Source organism: Cellulomonas olei, assembly GCF_039548315.1.
In the GTDB taxonomy this organism is placed as follows: Bacteria; Actinomycetota; Actinomycetes; order Actinomycetales; family Cellulomonadaceae; genus Cellulomonas.
Window position 1 is genome coordinate 32,444 of the sequence record NZ_JBCLVN010000055.1, and the last position, 16,946, is coordinate 49,389.

Sequence of the window (16,946 nt, forward strand, 5' to 3'; positions counted from 1 at the left end):
GCCTCCGGGGGTGCCCGGACCGCGGTGCGGCCCTCACGTCGTCGCCCCGGTCAGCCGCCACCAGGCGGCCGCGAGGTCGGAGCCGGGCGCGGCCAGGACGACTCGCCAGCCCGCCCGGCGCAGGGCGCGGGCGGTGGCGGCGGCGGGCTCGTCGGCGTCGTCCCCCCGGACCACCGCCCAGGAGGGCCGGGTGCGGCTGACCTCGGCGAGCGCCGCGCGCCCGGCGCCGCCCTGCGCGCCCAGCACCGCCACGACCAGCCCGGACCCGCCGTCGGCCTCGTCCACGGCGCCGAGCTCGGCGAGCAGCGCGCGCTCCGCCGCCGCGGGGTCCGGGTGCCCGGCGAGGTCGACGGTGGCGTCGAGGAGCTGCTGCGCGGCCGGCATGCCGACGTCGACGAGCCCGCGGTCGTCGGCCGGCGCCCCGGTGAGCAGGTGCGTGGGGTGACCGGCTGCGCGGACGGCGAGCGCGACGGACGCGGCCAGGGAGATGCTCCACTCCAGCGCGTCGCCGGGGCCGGGCTGGTCGAGCAGCACGGTCACGGGGCGCATCCCGGCGCGCTCGTCGGAGCGCACGACGAGCTCGCCGCGCCGGGCGCTGCTCGGCCAGTGCACGCGGCGCAGGTCGTCGCCGACGCGGTAGTCGCGCAGCGCGGCGTCGTCGGACGCGGGGGAGCGCGCGCCGACGACGGACCGCTCCGGCTCGGCGACCAGCAGCTCGCGCGGGACGGGCAGCTCGACCACGGCGGGCCACACGGTGACCGTCTCGCGCGCGCCGAGCGTGGCCCGCACCTGCGCGACGCCGAACGGGTCGGTGCGGGTGACCACGAGCGGTCCCAGCGCCCACCGCCCGCGGCGGGTGGCCTGGACGGGGTAGCGCAGGCGCACGGCGCGCGGCTCCCGGGAGACGGCGGCGCGCAGCGGCCGGCCGCCGGACAGCTCGACGGCGGCCTGCTCGCGCAGCCGCAGGTCGGTCAGCCGTGCGCGCGAGGCGCCACGGGCCAGGGCGACCTCCACCTGCACGTCGGCGGTCCGCCCGGCGTGCACGGGGTCGGGCCGCACCGTCCGCCGCGTCCGCAGCGCGTTGCCGCGGCCCGGGTCGACGACGCCGACGGCCGCCAGGCCGAGCAGGACCAGCAGCACGGGGAGCGTGCCGAGCGTGAGCAGGTCGGTCGAGCCGAGCCCGGTGCCCGCCGCGGCCACGACGAGGCCCGCGACCACGAGGCCCACCCCCCGGCGGGTCGGGCGCAGGCGCATCAGCCCGCGGCGGTCCGGTCGCGGACGGCCGCGCGCGCCGGGGCGGGCACCGCGGTGCGCGCCACCAGGTCGCCGATCACGTCCTGGCCGGTGCGGCCGGACAGCCGCGACTCGGCGCTGAGGATGACCCGGTGCGCGAGGACGGCGACCGCCAGGTCCTGCACGTCGTCGGGCAGGACGTGGTCGCGCCCGGCGACCGCCGCGAGGCCCTTGGCGGCGCGCAGCAGCTGGATCGCGGCGCGCGGCGAGGCACCGAGGCGCAGCGCCGGGTCGGCACGGGTCCCGCCGACGAGGTCGACGACGTACTGCTTCACCGCCGCCGAGGCGTACAGGTGGCGGGTGGTCGTGATCAGGCGCGTCACCTGCGCCGCGTCCGTCACGGCCGAGAGCCCGTCGAGCGGGTCGGCGGTCTCCTGCAGGTCGAGCATCGCGACCTCGGCCTCCGCGGTCGGGTAGCCGACCGCGAGCCGCGCCATGAACCGGTCCCGCTGCGCCTCGGGCAGCGAGTACGTGCCCTCCATCTCGACCGGGTTCTGCGTCGCGACGACGAGGAACGGCCGCGGCAGCGGGTAGGTCCGCCCGTCCACCGTGACCTGCGCCTCCTGCATGGACTCCAGCAGGGCGGACTGCGTCTTCGGGGAGGCGCGGTTGATCTCGTCGCCGATCACCACGTGGGAGAACACCGGACCGGGCCGGAACTCGAACTCGCCCGTCTGCGCGCGGTAGATGGTGACGCCGGTGAGGTCGCTCGGCAGCAGGTCGGGGGTGAACTGGACCCGGCCGACGGTGCAGTCGATCGTGCGGGCGAGCGCCTTCGCGAGGGTGGTCTTGCCGACTCCGGGCACGTCCTCGAGCAGCAGGTGACCCTCGGCGAGGAGCACGGCGACCGCGGTGCGGACCAGCTCCGGCCGGCCGCTGACGACGCGGTCGATGCCGGCGCGCATCCGGTCCGTCACGGTGATGAGCTCGTCCATCTCGGACGCGCCGGGCACGGCCAGCGGCATGGGACCCCCTCGGTCGACTGGGGGAAGCCTAAGCGCCCGCGCTGGTGGGCGGGAGGTCGGCGGCCGCGGCGGGATCCGCACGGCCCGCGCCGGCCCCGGGTGGGGCGTGCCCCCGGGGCGGCCCGGCGACGCGGCCGGGGCGCTCCACTTCCCTCCCCGGGGAGGGAGGGGCCGGGCGGTGGCGGCCGTGGGCCGGGGGCGAGCGAGACGCCGCGAGGCGCTGACCTGCGACGAAGCGCTGCGGCGCCCGCGGGGACCGGACCGGGCGGCCGCCGGATCCCACGCCGTCGCCACGCGGGACGCGTCATGTCCTCCACCGCGCTCCACCGGCTCTGACCTGCGCAGACGGCTCAGGTTCACCCGTCCGGCGCCGATCTCACAGGTACAGGTGGAGTGAAGTGGAGTACCGTGGAGCCACGGGGTGCCAGCGGGTGCCCCGAGCGCGGTCCGGGGGAGGTGGGCGACGTGGGGTTCGAGCAGGCGCTGGCCGGCCTCGGTGCCTCCGTGCCGTTCCTCGGGACCCACACCCCCAAGCTCGACGACAAGGGGCGGCTGATCCTCCCGGCCAAGTTCCGCCCGCAGCTCGCGCAGGGCCTGGTCATGACGCGCGGCCAGGACCGCTGCCTGTTCCTGCTGCCGCTCGACGAGTTCGCCCGGATGCACGACAAGCTGCGCCAGGCCCCCGTCACCAGCAAGCAGGCCCGCGACTACCTGCGCGTGTTCCTGTCCGGAGCCTCCGACGAGGTCCCGGACAAGCAGGGGCGCGTGTCGATCCCGCCGATGCTGCGCGCCTACGCCGGCCTCGACCGCGACGTCGCCGTGATCGGCGCCGGCACCCGCGTCGAGGTCTGGGACCTCCAGGCCTGGGAGACCTACCTGGCCGCGCAGGAGGCCGGCTACGCGGAGACCGCCGAGGAGGTGTTCCCCGGAGCCTTCTGACGCACGACCACCGCCCGGTGAGACCTCCCCCCGGCAGCTCTGACGCACTTCCCCGGCGTCAGAGGGCCGGTGGGGGATCTGGTCGGACGGCGGAGGGGCCGCCCGACCACTTCCGTGCCCCGCACCAGCACCACCCGCACCAGCCGCACCACGCCGCGCCAGCCCGCCCGAGAGGAGGCACGCATGTCCGAGCACGACGCCGCGTCGCGGCACACGCCCGTGCTCCTGCAGCGCTGCCTCGACCTGCTCGCCCCGGCGCTCGCCGCGCCCGGGTCGGTCCTGGTGGACGCGACGCTCGGCATGGGCGGGCACAGCGAGGGCGTGCTCGCGGCGCTGCCGCACGTGCGGGTCGTCGGCGTGGACCGCGACCCGGAGGCGCTGCGGCTCGCCTCGGCGCGGCTCGCGCCGTTCGGCGACCGGTTCACCCCGGTGCACGCCGTGTACGACGAGATCCCCGAGGTGCTCGAGCGGCTCGGCCTCCCCGGCGTCCAGGGCGTGCTCATGGACCTCGGCGTGTCGTCGCTGCAGCTCGACGAGGCGGAGCGCGGGTTCTCCTACGCCCAGGACGCCCCGCTGGACATGCGGATGGACCCGACCCACGGCCGCACCGCGGCCGACGTCCTCAACACCTACGACGAGGCCGAGCTGACCCGGGTGCTGCGCGAGTACGGCGAGGAGCGGTTCGCCGGTCGCATCGCCCGCCGCATCGTGCAGGCGCGCGCGACCGCGCCGGTGGAGCGGTCCGGCCAGCTCGTGGACCTGGTGCGCGCGGGCATCCCCGCCGCGGCGCGCCAGACCGGGGGCAACCCCGCCAAGCGGACGTTCCAGGCCCTGCGCATCGAGGTGAACGACGAGCTCGCCGTGCTCGGGCGCGCGGTCCCGGCGGCGGTCGAGGCGCTCGTCGTCGGGGGGCGGATCGTCGTCGAGGCGTACCAGTCGCTGGAGGACCGGCTGGTGAAGCGCGCGTTCGCGGCGGGAGCCGAGATCAGCGCGCCGCCCGGGCTGCCCGTGGTGCCGGAGACCCACGCCCCCTACCTGCGGCTGCTGACGCGCGGCGCCGAGGAGGCCGACGCCGCGGAGATCGCCCGCAACCCGCGCTCCCAGTCGGTCCGGCTGCGGGCCGCCGAGCGGCTGCGGCCGACGCCGGAGCACCTGCGTCCCGGCGCCGGCGCCCCGCCCCACGGCGCCCGCGGACGCGGCGCGCGCCGCACCGAGACCGGCCGCCGCACCGACACGACCCGCACCACCGGACCGAGGAGAACCGCATGAGCGCCGAGCAGGCCGCGGCGCGCGCCCCGCGCGTCCACCCCCGTCCGTCCACCACCCCCGCCGCCGCCCCCGCGCGCCCCCGGCTGCGCGTCGTCCGGCCGCCGGCGCAGGCGCGCACGCACGTGCCGTTCGTCGTCACGTGCATGGCGATCCTCGCGGCGGCGCTGCTGGCGGCGCTGCTGCTGAACACCCAGCTCGCCGCCGGCGCGTACGCGACCCGCACGATGGACCTGCGGCTCGCCGAGCTGGCGCGCACCGAGCAGTCGCTGTCGGCCGAGCTCGACGCGAACAAGGCGCCGGCGCACCTGGCGGAGCAGGCGACCGCGCTCGGCATGCAGCCGGCGGGGTCCACCGCCTGGCTGCGGCTCGCGGACGGCACCGTCCAGGGGGCGACCGGAGCCGGCCAGTGAGCACGCCGCCGCGCCGGACGTCCGCCCCGGCGCGGCCCGCCCGCCCGGCCGGCGTCGCGCGCCGCGTGCCCGGCACCTCCGCGCCGCGCGTCCCCACGCAGCGGGGGCCGCGTCGCGCCGCCGTCGCCGGCGGGCCCAGCATCACGCTGCTCAACCGCCGCCGCACCGTGCTGGTCGTCGTGGTGGCGCTGCTGCTCACGGTGTTCTCCGGCCGGCTCGTGTGGCTCCAGGGCGTGCAGGGGCAGGCGATGGCCGCGGAGGCGCTGGAGAGCCGCCTGACGAAGGCGACGCTCGTGGCCTCGCGCGGGCAGATCACGGACGCCGAGGGCGAGGTGCTCGCGACGTCGGTCGACCGGTACGACATCGAGGCCAACCAGCGGCTGATCCGCACCTGGTCGGCGAAGGTCGACGGCACCACGTACACGGGCGCGGCGGGGGCGGCGCAGCTCCTGGCGCCGGTGCTCGACGCGAACGTCGCGGAGCTCGGCGCGAAGCTGGACGGCGACAAGGGCTTCGTCTACGTCGCCAAGAACGTGCTGCCGGAGGTCTGGCAGGCGGTCGCCGAGCTGCGCATCAACGGCATCACGGCCAGCCAGGTGGCGGACCGCGTCTACCCGAACGGCAACCTCGCGGGCAACCTGCTGGGCTGGGTCAACGCCGAGGGGACCGGCGCCACGGGCGTCGAGGCGGTGCTCGACGGCGAGCTCGCCGGCACCCCGGGCAGCACGACGTACGAGCGGGGGCGCGGCGGCCAGCAGATCCCCGGCGGCTACCAGGAGTCGACCCCCGCGGTGGACGGCCGCAGCGTGCAGCTGACGATCAACGCGGACATCCAGTGGAAGGCGCAGCAGGCCATCGAGCAGCAGGTCGCCGCCACCGGTGCGGACTCCGGGTCCATCGTCGCGCTCAACACCAAGACCGGCGAGGTGCTCGCGATCGCCGACTCCCGCACGGTCGACCCGAACGACCCGGGCAAGACGCAGGATCTGTGGAGCGGGTCGAGCGCCGTGTCCGACGTGTTCGAGCCCGGCTCGACGGCGAAGGTCATCACGATGGCGGCGGCGATCGAGACCGGTCTCGTCGACCCTTACAGCCAGTTCGAGGTGCCCTACCAGTACACGACGCCGAACAACCAGACGTTCAAGGACTCGCACGAGCACGCGGGGCTGCGCCTGACGACCACCGGCATCCTCGCGGAGTCGTCGAACACCGGCACCGTCATGATCGGGCAGAACATCCCGCAGCAGGTCCGGTACGACTACCTGTCGAAGTTCGGCTTCGGCGCGCGGACCGGCATCGAGCTGCCGGGGGAGTCGCCCGGCATCCTGCACCCGTCCGACGACTGGGACGGCCGGTCCAAGTACGCCGTGCTGTTCGGGCAGTCGCTCTCCGTCACGGCGCTGCAGGCCACCGAGGTGTTCGCCACGATCGCCAACGGCGGCACCCGCATCGCGCCGCACCTCGTCGCGGGCTGGACCGAGCCGGACGGCACGTACACGCCGGCCGAGGCACCGGAGGCGACCCAGGTGGTCTCGCCGGAGACGGCCGCCACCGTGCTCAGCATGATGGAGAGCGCCGTCGACGAGGGCACCGGCTCGGCGGCCGCCATCCCGGGCTACCGCGTCGCGGGCAAGACCGGCACGGCCCAGTCCTGGCGCGCCGACGGCTCGCAGGGCATCTCGGCGTCGTTCATCGGCGTGGCCCCGGCCGACGACCCGGCCATCGCGGTCAGCGTCGTCCTGCACAACCCGCGCACGTCGGAGTGGGGCGGCACCGTCGCGGCCCCGGTGTTCTCCGAGGTGGCCGGCTACGCCCTCACGGAGCTCGGCGTGGCCCCCAGTGGGACCCAGCCCGAGCTGTTCCCGACGACCTGGTGAGGCGGGCGTGACCACCGTCACGGGCGGCCTCCCGGTCGCGGGTCCGACCGCCCCTCGCGGTAGCCTCGTGCCCATGACGTCCCCGCAGGGCCGGCTCCGGCCGGAGCACCCCCACCGCCGCCGGGTCGCCGACCTCGCCGCCGCCGCGGGCCTCGTCAGCGCCGGCCCCGAGGTGCCCGGCGACCTGCTGACCTCGGGCGTCACGGTCGCGAGCGGCGACGTGCTGCCGGGCGACGTGTTCGTCGGCGTGCCGGGCGCGCACACCCACGGCGCGGCCCACGCCCCGCAGGCGGTCGCCGCAGGCGCCGTGGCCGTGGTCACCGACGCCGCGGGCGCCGCGCTGCTGTCCGGCGAGCCCGCGCTGCGCGACGTGCCGGTGCTGCTGAGCGACGACCCGCGGGCCGTCGCCGGCATCCTCGCCGCGGAGCTGCACGACCACCCCGGCCGCCACCTCACGACCGTCGGCGTCACCGGCACCAACGGCAAGACGACCACGACGTACTTCGTCGAGGCCGCGCTGCGCCGGCAGCACGGGCGCACGGTGGTGATGGGGACGGTCGAGCTGCGCATCGGCGACGAGGCGATCGAGAGCCCCCGCACCACGGTCGAGGCGCCGGTGCTCCAGTCGATCCTCGCCCTGGGGCTGGAGCGGGGCGCGACCGCCGCGGCGATGGAGGTGTCCTCGCACGCGCTCGCGCTCGGCCGGGTGAACGGGCTGGAGCTCGACGTCGCCGGCTTCACGAACCTCCAGCGCGACCACCTCGACTTCCACGGCGACATGGAGGGCTACTTCCAGGCGAAGGCCCAGCTGTTCCGGCCCGGCCGCGCCCGGCGCGCCGTGGTCGTCGTGGACGACGAGTGGGGCCGCCGGCTGGCCGCCGAGGCGGAGATCCCGGTCGACACCGTCGCGACGCACGTCGGCTCCCCGGAGTCGGCCACGGCGGACTGGGCCGTCACCGAGGCCGACATCGGCCTGGACGGCGTCGGGTCCTCGTTCGTCCTGCGCGGGCCGGACGGCGCCGAGCACCGCGCGGCGAGCCCGCTGCCCGGGCTGGTCAACGTCTCGAACGCGGCGCTGGCGGTCGTCCTCGCCCACCGCGCCGGCGTCCCGCTCGCGGACGCGATCGACGCCGTCGGGCACGCCAGCGGCGTCCCCGGCCGGATGGAGCGGGTCGTCGAGCGCCGCCCGGCGCCGGACGAGCGCCCGCTGTGCCTCGTGGACTACGCCCACACCCCGGACGCGCTCGTCCTGGCGCTCGAGGCGGTCCGCCCGATCACGCCCGGCCGGCTCGTCATCGTGTTCGGCTCCGACGGCGACCGGGACCGCGGCAAGCGTCCGATCATGGGCCGGATCGCCGCGCGCCTCGCCGACGTGCTCGTCGTCACCGACGAGAACCCCCGCTCGGAGGACCCCGCGTCCATCCGGGCCGCGATCCTCGACGGGGTGCGCGAGGAGCGCCCCGACCTGGCGGACGTGCACGAGGCCACGAGCCGCACGCAGGCGATCCACGACGCCCTCGACCTCGCGACGGAGCTGGACACCATCATCATCACCGGCAAGGGTCACGAGCCGACCCAGGAGATCGCCGGCGTCTTCCACCGCTACAACGACCGCGACGTCCTGCGCGCGGCCGACGCGGAGCGGACGGCCCGGCAGCAGCAGGAGCAGCACGCGTGATCGCGATGACGGCGGCGCAGGTGGCGGCCGCGACCGGCGGGCGGCTGCGCCCGGCGGACCTCGACCCGTCCACGGTGGTCACCGGACCGGTCGTCGTGGACTCCCGGCTGGCCGGGCCCGGCGCGCTGTTCGTCGCGCTGCCGGGGGAGCACGTCGACGGGCACGACTACGCGGCCGCCGCCGTGCGCGCCGGCGCGACGCTCGTCCTGGCGACGCGGGAGCTCACCGACGACGGCTCCGGCGACGGCGCCCCGGTGCCGCTGCCCGTGGTGGTGGTGGACGACGTCGAGCGCGCGCTCGGCGAGCTGGCGCGCGTCGTGCTCGAGCAGCTGCGCGAGGCCGCGGTCGAGCCGGGCGGCAGCGGGCTGCGCGTCATCGGCGTGACGGGATCCGTCGGCAAGACCACCACCAAGGACCTGCTGGCGCAGCTGTGCACCGTGGCCGGCCCGACGGTGGCGCCCGAGAAGTCGTTCAACAACGAGATCGGTCTGCCGCTCACCGTGCTGCGCGCGGACGAGCAGACCCGGTTCCTCGTGCTCGAGATGGGCGCCTCGGGGATCGGCCACCTCGACTACCTCACGGACATCGCGCCGCCGGACGTCGCCGTGGTGCTCGTCGTCGGGCACGCCCACCTGGAGGGCTTCGGCGGGATCGAGGCCGTGGCGCGCGCGAAGTCCGAGCTCGTCACCGGTCTCGCGCCGGGCGGCGTCGCCGTGCTCAACGCGGACGACCACCGGGTGCTGGCCATGGCGGAGCTGGCCCCGGGGCCCGTCGCGACGTTCGGCACCACCACCGGGGCGGACGTGCGCGCCGTCGACCTGCGCGTGGACCGCGCCGGCCGGGCGGCGTTCACGCTCGACGCCGGGCGCGTGCCGCCGGTCGAGGGGGAGACGTCCCGGGAGCGGGCCGACGTCACGCTGCGGCTGGTGGGGGAGCACCACGTGCACAACGCGCTGGCCGCCGCGGCCGCCGGGCTCGTCGTCGGCCTGTCCCTCGCGGACGTCGCCGCCGGGCTGTCCGCCGCCGACGCGATCAGCCCGCACCGCATGCACGTCGTCGAGCGCCCCGACGGGGTGACGGTCGTCGACGACTCGTACAACGCCAACCCCGACTCGATGCGCGCCGCGCTGCGGGCGCTCGCCGTGCTGGCGGGGCGCGAGCGCCGCTCGGTGGCCGTGCTCGGCGAGATGATGGAGCTCGGCCCCGACGCGCGCGCCCAGCACGAGGCGATCGGCCTGCAGGTGGTGCGGCTCAACGTCGGCCTGACCGTCGTGGTCGGGGAGGGCGCGCGGGGCATCGCCGCCGGAGCCGTGCGCGAGGGGTCGTGGGGCGACGAGGTCGTCGTGGTGGACGACGTCGACGCCGCCGCGGAGCTGCTCGGGTCGGAGCTGCGGCCCGGCGACGTCGTGCTGCTCAAGGCCTCGAACGGCGCCGGCCTGTGGCGCCTCGGCGACCTGCTGACGGGCGTGCCCGCGGAGGTGCAGCCGTGATCTCCGTCCTCGTCGCCGGCGGCGTCGCGATGGTCGTCGCGCTGCTCGCCACCCCGCTGTTCATCACGTTCCTCGTCGGGCGCCAGTACGGGCAGTTCATCCGGCAGGACGGCCCGACCGCGCACTACACCAAGCGCGGCACCCCGACGATGGGCGGCGTCGTCATCATCGCCGCCACCCTGCTCGGCTGGGGCGCCGCCGTGCTGGCCTCCGGGACGCTGCCGAGCGCGTCCGCGGTGCTGGTGCTGTTCCTCATGACCGGGCTCGGCGTGGTCGGGTTCCTCGACGACTTCATCAAGATCTCCCGGCAGCGCAGCCTCGGCCTGTCCGCGCGCTGGAAGATCGTCGGCCAGGGCTTCGTCGGCATCACGTTCGCCGTGCTCGCGCTGCAGTTCCCCGACGCGACCCTGCGCACGCCCGCCTCGACGCACATCTCGTTCATCCGGGACACCGGGCTGGACCTCGGGTTCGCCGGCGCCACCGTCGGGGCGATCCTGTTCGTGATCTGGGCGAACTTCCTCATCACCGCCTGGTCGAACGCGGTGAACCTCACCGACGGGCTCGACGGGCTCGCCACCGGGTCGTCGCTGATCGTGTTCGGCGCGTACGTCATCGTGTGCGTCTGGCAGTTCAACCAGCGCTGCGGACTCCCCGACGGCGACCCCACCCGCTGCTACGGCACCCGCGACCCGCTCGACATGGCCGTGGTCGCCGCGGCGATCACCGGCGCGTGCTTCGGGTTCCTGTGGTGGAACGCCAGCCCGGCCAAGATCTTCATGGGCGACACCGGGTCGCTGGCCCTCGGCGGCGCGCTGGCGGGCCTGTCGATCGTCACCCGCACCGAGGTGCTCGCGGCGATCATCGGCGGCCTGTTCGTCATCATCGTGATGTCCGACGTGATCCAGATCGGCTTCTTCAAGCTGACGGGCAAGCGGGTGTTCAAGATGGCGCCGCTGCACCACCACTTCGAGCTGTCGGGGTGGGGCGAGGTCACGATCGTGATCCGGTTCTGGCTGATCGCCGGGCTGTTCGTCTCCCTGGGCGTCGGCATCTTCTACGCGGAGTGGGTGACGGGCTGACCGTGGACGACAGCGCCGCCGGACCCGCGACCGCGCAGGACCTCGGGCGCGCCCGGGTCGTCGTCGCCGGCCTCGGCGTCTCCGGCCGCGCGGCGCGCGACGTGCTGACCGGCCTGGGCGCGCACGTCACGACGGTCGACGACCGCGCCGAGGACGCCGACCACCGCGTCGACGCGTTCCTGGCCGCGGGCCTGCTGGACGCCGCCGACGTCGTGGTCGTCTCCCCGGGCTGGCCGCCCGCCCACCCGCTGCTCGCCGCCGCCCGCGCGGCCGGCGTGCCGGTGTGGAGCGAGGTCGAGCTCGCCTGGCGGCTGCGCGTCGGCCGGGACACCGGGGACGGCCCCGCGCCGTGGCTCGCGGTCACCGGCACCAACGGCAAGACGACGACCGTCGAGATGCTCGACGCGATCCTGCGCGCGGCCGGCCGGCGCTCGGCCGCGGTGGGCAACGTGGGCACGCCGGTCGTCCTGGCCGCGACGGACCCCGCGCTCGACGTGCTCGCCGTCGAGCTGTCGAGCTTCCAGCTGCATCACACGACGTCGGTGGCGGCCCAGGCGGCCGCGGTGCTCAACGTCGCGGCCGACCACCTGGACTGGCACGGCTCGCTCGACGCGTACGCGGCCGACAAGGGGCGCATCTACTCGGGCGTGGAGGTCGCGTGCGTCTACAACGCGGCCGACCCCACCACGGAGCACCTCGTGCGGGAGGCCGACGTCGCCGACGGCGCGGTCGCGGTGGGCTTCACGCTCGGCGCGCCGTCGGTCGGCCAGGTCGGCCTCGTCGACCACGTCCTCGTCGACCGGGGCTTCGCCGCGCTGCGGCACACCCACGCCCAGGAGCTCGCGACGCTCGACGACCTGGCGCACCTCGCCGGGCCGGACGGGCTCGCGCCGCACGTCGTGCAGGACGCGCTCGCCGCGGCCGCCCTGGCGCTCGCGCACGGCGTGCCGCCCGAGGCGGTCGGGGCGGGGCTGCGGTCCTACCGGCCCGGCGCGCACCGGATCGCGACGGTGGCCGAGGTCGACGGCGTGCGCTGGGTGGACGACTCCAAGGCCACGAACGCCCACGCGGCGGCCGCGTCCCTGGCGGCCTTCGCCCCGGGCAGCGTGGTGTGGCTCGCGGGCGGGCTCGCGAAGGGCGCGACGTTCGACGACCTCGTGGCGTCGCGGACCGACCGGCTGCACGCGGTCGTCCTCATCGGGGTGGACGCCGCGCCGCTCGCCGACGCGCTCGCCCGACACGCGCCGCAGGTCCCCGTGGTCCGCGTGGATCCCGGTGACACTGGGACGGTGATGACCCGCGCCGTGACCGAGGCCCGCCGCCTGGCGGACGCCCGGGGCGCCGGCACCACCGTCCTGCTGGCGCCGGCGTGCGCCTCGATGGACCAGTTCTCCTCGTACGCCGAACGGGGAGAGGCGTTCGCCGCCGAGGTCCGCGCACTGCTCCCGAGGGGGTGACCCGGCGCCGATGGCCCAGACGACCGACGCCCCGTCGCCCGCCACGGAGCAGCGCCCCTCGCGGCTCGGGCAGTGGAACAGCGCCGTCACGAGCTACTACCTGCTCGTCGGCGCCGCCGGGCTGCTGCTCGTGCTCGGCCTCGTCATGGTCCTGTCCTCCTCCTCGGTGGACTCGCTCGCCAGCGACGACTCGCCGTACGCGGTGTTCCGCAACCAGGCCCAGTACGCGCTGATCGGCCTGCCGCTGGCGTGGGTCGCCTCGCGGATGCCGTCGCGGGTGTACCAGGCGCTCGCCTGGCCGCTGCTCGGCGCCGGCCTGGTCGCGCAGCTCCTCGTCTACACGCCGCTCGGCTGCGGCAAGGGCGGCAACCAGGGCTGGGTCTGCGTCGGCGGGTTCACCGCGCAGCCCGCCGAGGCGCTCAAGCTCGCGCTCGTCGTGTGGCTCGGCGCGGTGCTCGCCCGCAAGCAGCCGCTGTTCGACGACTGGAAGCACGCCGCGATCCCGGCGCTGCCGGTGGCCGCCGGTGCCGTCGGCATGGTCCTGCTCGGCCACGACCTGGGCACGGCGATCATCATGCTGCTGCTCGTCGCGGGCGCGCTGTTCGTCGCGGGGGTGCCCATGCGCATCTTCGCCGCCGCGGGCGTCGCGGCCGCCGCGGGCGTCGCCGTGCTCGCGATCGGCAGCACCAACCGGACCAGCCGGATCCTGGACTGGTTCACCGGCGACTGCGACGAGCTGGGCGGCTGCTACCAGACGGTCCACGGCCTGCAGGCGCTCGCCACGGGCGGCTGGGCCGGGCTCGGCCTCGGGCAGAGCCGCGAGAAGTGGTCGTACCTGCCCGAGGCGCACAACGACTTCATCTTCGCGATCATCGGCGAGGAGCTCGGCCTCATCGGGACGCTGCTCGTGCTCGTGCTCGTCGCCGTGCTGGCGTTCGCGATGTTCCGCGTCATCGCCCGGCACCGGGACCCGTTCGCCCAGATCGTCACCGGGGGCGTGGCCGCGTGGATCGTGGGCCAGGCCCTCGTCAACATGGGGGTCGTCGTCGGGCTGCTGCCGGTGATCGGCGTGCCGCTCCCGCTGGTGTCGGCGGGCGGGTCCGCCCTCATCACGACGCTGGTCGCCCTCGGCATGGTCGTGTCGTTCGCCCGCACCGAGCCGGGCGCCGCGGAGGCCCTCGCCGCCCGGCCGAGCGTCGTGCGCCGGTCGCTCGCCGTGATCGGGCGGACCCGTGCCTGACGTCGCCGGTGCCCCGCAGCACCCCGCCCGGTGCCGTCCCGGAGCGCCGGACCGGCCGCCGGCCCGCGCCCGGCACCCCCGCCCCTCGTCCCGCTCGCACCACCGGCGCCCCCGCGCCTGAACCGGAGGACCCCGTGACCGCACCCGACGCCGACGCCACGCACGACGAGGAGACGCGTCCCCGCGCGGTCCTGCTCGCGGGCGGCGGCACGGCCGGGCACGTCAACCCGCTGCTCGCCGTGGCGGAGGAGCTCCGCGCCCGCGACCCGGAGCTGCGCCTCGTCGCGCTCGGCACCGCGGAGGGCCTCGAGTCGCGGCTGGTGCCCGAGCGCGGGCTGGAGATGCGCGTGGTCCCGAAGGTGCCGCTGCCCCGCCGGCCCACCCCGGACTGGCTGCGCCTGCCCCGGATGCTGCGGGTGGCGGTCGACGCGGCGGGCGAGGCGATCGACGCCACCGGCGCGTCCGCGGTCGTCGGGTTCGGGGGCTACGTCTCGACGCCCGCCTACCTGGCGGCCCGCTCCCGCGGCGTGCCCGTGGTCGTCCACGAGCAGAACGCCCGGGCCGGGCTCGCGAACCGGCTCGGCGCGCGCGGCGCGCACGCCGTCGCGGTGACCTTCCCCGGCACGCGGCTGCCGCGCGCCCAGGTCACCGGGCTGCCGCTGCGCCCGGAGATCGCCGGCCTGCTGGCCGACCGCGCCCGCGACCCTGAGGGGACCCGGCGCCGCGCGGCCGCCGAGCTGGGCTTCGACCCGTCCCGCGTCACGCTCCTGGTCACCGGCGGCTCGCTCGGGGCGGTGTCCGTCAACCGCGCGCTCGCCGCGCAGGCGCGCGCCGTGCTCGCGACCGGGGCCGAGGTGCTGCACCTGACCGGCGCCGGCAAGGCCGAGGAGGTGCGCTCCGCGGTGCGCGGCGTCCCCGGCGCCGAGCGCTACCACGTGCGCGAGTACCTGGGGGAGATGGAGCAGGCGCTCGCCGTCGCGGACCTCGTGCTGTGCCGGGCCGGCGCGGGGACGGTCAGCGAGCTGGCCGCGCTCGGGATCCCGGCGGTGTACGTGCCGCTGCCCGTCGGCAACGGGGAGCAGCGGCTCAACGCGCAGCCCGTGGTCGCCGAGGGCGGCGGGCTGCTGGTCGCCGACGACGCCCTCACCGGCGACTGGATCTCCACGCACCTGCTGCCGCTGCTGGAGCCGGGTGCCGCGGACGAGCGCCGCGCCATGGGCGAGGCCGCCGCCCGGGTGGGCGTGCCGGACGCCGCCGCGCGCGTCGCCGACCTCGTGCTGGACGCCCTCGCCGAGGGCGAGCGGGTCGCCGCCCAGCGGGCGGAGGCGGAGCGGGCGGCGGCCGAGCGTGCCGCCGCGGACGCCGCGGAGCGCGAGGCGCGCGCCGACGGAGCGGGTCGTGCGGACGCGGGCCCGGCGGGCGACGGCTCCGGGGCGGACGACGGACCGCTCGCGGACGGCGCGGCGGTCGGCGGCACGGCCGTGCCGGACGGCGACGACGCCGCGGCGGCGGGAGGCCGGGGGGACGGTGAGCCGAGCGCCCACCCCGCCGCGACCCGCGGTGACGCGGTGGCCGATCTCGGGCGCGTGCACCTGGTCGGCGTCGGCGGGGCGGGGATGTCCGCCGTGGCGGGGCTGCTCGCCGCGCGCGGCCTGCCGGTCTCCGGCTCCGACGCGCACGAGGGCCCGGCCCTGCCGGCCCTGCGCGAGGCGGGCGTGGTCGTCCACGTCGGCCACGACGCGGCGCACCTGGCCGGCGTCGACACCGTCGTGGTGTCGAGCGCGATCCGGGACACCAACCCCGAGCTCGCGGCGGCGCGGGAGCGCGGGCTGCGGGTCCTGCACCGCTCCGAGGCGCTGGCCGCGCTCATGACCGGGCGCATCGGCATCGCCGTGGCCGGCGCGCACGGCAAGACGACGACGTCGACGATGGTCGCGACCGCGCTCGCCGTCGCCGGCCGCGAGGACCCGGTGCTCGACCCGTCGTACGCGATCGGCGGCACCGTCCTCACCGCGGACGGCGCCGCGCCCGGGCACCGCACCGGGGCGGGCGAGGTCTTCGTCGCCGAGGCCGACGAGTCGGACGGGTCCTTCCTGGCGTACGCGCCGGCGGTCGCCGTCGTGACCAACGTCGAGCCCGACCACCTCGACCACTACGGCTCGGCGGAGGCGTTCGAGGCCGCGTTCGAGGCGTTCGCGGACCGCGTGCTCGACGGCGGCGCGCTCGTGGCCTGCCTCGACGACGCGGGTGCGGCCCGGCTCGTCGACGCGGTGCGGGACCGTCTCACGCGGCGGGGCGTCCGCGTCCTCACGTACGGCTCGGACGCGTCGGTCGCCGGGGACGGGCCGGGCCCCGACCTCGTGCTCGGCCCGGTGCGGGCGCAGGGCGGCGGCTGGCACGTCACGCTCACGTCGCGCTCCGCCGAGGTCCCCGGCGCGGACCTGGTGCTCGCGGTGCCCGGCGACCACAACGCGGCGAACGCCGCGGCGGCGTACCTGGCGGCGTGGGCCGTCGGTGCCGACCCCGCGGCCGTCGCGGCCGGGCTCGGCGAGTTCCGCGGCACGGGCCGGCGGTTCGAGGACCGCGGCACGGCGGGCGGCGTCCGCGTCGTCGACGACTACGCCCACCACCCGACCGAGGTCGCCGCGCTGCTGCGCACCGCCCGGGGCGTCGCGGGCGACGGCCGGGTGCACGTGCTGTTCCAGCCGCACCTGTACTCGCGGACGCGGACCTTCGCGGCGGAGTTCGCAGCGGCGCTCGACCTCGCGGACACCGTCGTCGTCACCGACGTCTACGCCGCGCGCGAGGACCCGGACCCGGAGACCAGCGGCGACACGATCGTGCAGCGGGTGCCCACGCCGGGGCGCGCCACGTACGTCGCGGACCGGCACGAGGCCGCCCGCGCGGTGGCCGCAGCGGCCGCGCCCGGGGACCTGGTGCTCACGGTCGGCGCCGGCGACGTCACGCTGCTCGGCGCCGAGGTGCTCGACGCGCTGGTGGGCGGCGCCGACGCGCAGGCCGGCGAGCCCCTCGACGCCCCCGACGCCCCCGAGGTGCCCGCGGACCCCGCGGGTGACGACGCGGCCGAGCAGCCCGACGGGACCGGGCGGGCGTGACCCCGCAGCGTCCGCGACCGCCCCAGCCCGGACGGACGTCCGGGCCGCGGCGCCCGCCCGCCCCGCGGCCGGCCCCGGCCTCGTCGGAGCCCCGCCCGGCGACGTCCGGTGCGGCCGCCTCCCGTGCCCCCGC

Annotated in this window: 12 protein-coding genes; 10 read left to right on the forward strand and 2 right to left on the reverse strand. The window is 76.9% G+C overall.

All coding sequences use genetic code 11. The annotated features are described in order from the left end of the window. Positions 1 to 33: 33 nt before the first annotated feature. Together AAHH18_RS15125 and AAHH18_RS15130 are read right to left on the reverse strand one after the other, a co-directional pair. Positions 34 to 1,218, reverse strand: coding sequence for a DUF58 domain-containing protein (locus tag AAHH18_RS15125; RefSeq protein ID WP_343302166.1), 1,185 nt, complete (start codon positions 1,216 to 1,218; stop codon positions 34 to 36). Between the two features lie 35 nt (positions 1,219 to 1,253). Next, positions 1,254 to 2,258 (reverse strand): AAA family ATPase, encoded by a 1,005-nt coding sequence (locus tag AAHH18_RS15130; RefSeq protein WP_343302167.1) that lies wholly within the window; start codon positions 2,256 to 2,258, stop codon positions 1,254 to 1,256. Positions 2,259 to 2,762: 504 nt separating this feature from the next. Between AAHH18_RS15130 and mraZ the strand changes: the two genes are divergently transcribed. The 10 genes from mraZ to murC all read left to right on the forward strand — a co-directional run bounded on the left by mraZ (position 2,763) and on the right by murC (position 16,813). Then, positions 2,763 to 3,197, forward strand: coding sequence for a division/cell wall cluster transcriptional repressor MraZ (mraZ, locus tag AAHH18_RS15135; protein ID WP_283322019.1), 435 nt, complete (start codon positions 2,763 to 2,765; stop codon positions 3,195 to 3,197). A gap of 183 nt (positions 3,198 to 3,380) precedes the next feature. Further along, positions 3,381 to 4,466: a 16S rRNA (cytosine(1402)-N(4))-methyltransferase RsmH gene (gene rsmH, locus AAHH18_RS15140; protein WP_343302168.1), complete on the forward strand. Its 1,086-nt coding sequence runs from the start codon at positions 3,381 to 3,383 to the stop codon at positions 4,464 to 4,466. Beyond that, a complete protein-coding gene (locus AAHH18_RS15145; protein ID WP_283320051.1) occupies positions 4,463 to 4,876 on the forward strand; it encodes a hypothetical protein in 414 nt (137 codons plus the stop codon). Before rsmH ends, AAHH18_RS15145 begins: the two co-directional genes overlap by 4 nt. Then, complete coding sequence (locus AAHH18_RS15150) at positions 4,873 to 6,753, forward strand: peptidoglycan D,D-transpeptidase FtsI family protein (RefSeq protein ID WP_343302169.1); 1,881 nt, start codon at positions 4,873 to 4,875, stop codon at positions 6,751 to 6,753. Before AAHH18_RS15145 ends, AAHH18_RS15150 begins: the two co-directional genes overlap by 4 nt. A 73-nt stretch (positions 6,754 to 6,826) precedes the next feature. Continuing rightward, positions 6,827 to 8,431: a UDP-N-acetylmuramoyl-L-alanyl-D-glutamate--2,6-diaminopimelate ligase gene (locus tag AAHH18_RS15155; RefSeq protein WP_343302170.1), complete on the forward strand. Its 1,605-nt coding sequence runs from the start codon at positions 6,827 to 6,829 to the stop codon at positions 8,429 to 8,431. Then, a complete protein-coding gene (locus tag AAHH18_RS15160) occupies positions 8,428 to 9,921 on the forward strand; it encodes a UDP-N-acetylmuramoyl-tripeptide--D-alanyl-D-alanine ligase (protein WP_343302171.1) in 1,494 nt (497 codons plus the stop codon). The genes AAHH18_RS15155 and AAHH18_RS15160 overlap by 4 nt, the downstream gene beginning before the upstream one ends. Continuing rightward, positions 9,918 to 11,000 (forward strand): phospho-N-acetylmuramoyl-pentapeptide-transferase, encoded by a 1,083-nt coding sequence (mraY, locus tag AAHH18_RS15165; RefSeq protein ID WP_283320055.1) that lies wholly within the window; start codon positions 9,918 to 9,920, stop codon positions 10,998 to 11,000. Before AAHH18_RS15160 ends, mraY begins: the two co-directional genes overlap by 4 nt. Beyond that, complete coding sequence (gene murD, locus AAHH18_RS15170) at positions 10,985 to 12,457, forward strand: UDP-N-acetylmuramoyl-L-alanine--D-glutamate ligase (RefSeq protein ID WP_343302172.1); 1,473 nt, start codon at positions 10,985 to 10,987, stop codon at positions 12,455 to 12,457. Before mraY ends, murD begins: the two co-directional genes overlap by 16 nt. Positions 12,458 to 12,467: 10 nt before the next feature. Continuing rightward, positions 12,468 to 13,697, forward strand: coding sequence for a putative lipid II flippase FtsW (gene ftsW / locus AAHH18_RS15175; protein ID WP_343302173.1), 1,230 nt, complete (start codon positions 12,468 to 12,470; stop codon positions 13,695 to 13,697). A 134-nt stretch (positions 13,698 to 13,831) separates the two neighbouring features. After that, a complete protein-coding gene (gene murC, locus AAHH18_RS15180; RefSeq protein ID WP_343302174.1) occupies positions 13,832 to 16,813 on the forward strand; it encodes a UDP-N-acetylmuramate--L-alanine ligase in 2,982 nt (993 codons plus the stop codon). Positions 16,814 to 16,946 lie beyond the last annotated feature (133 nt).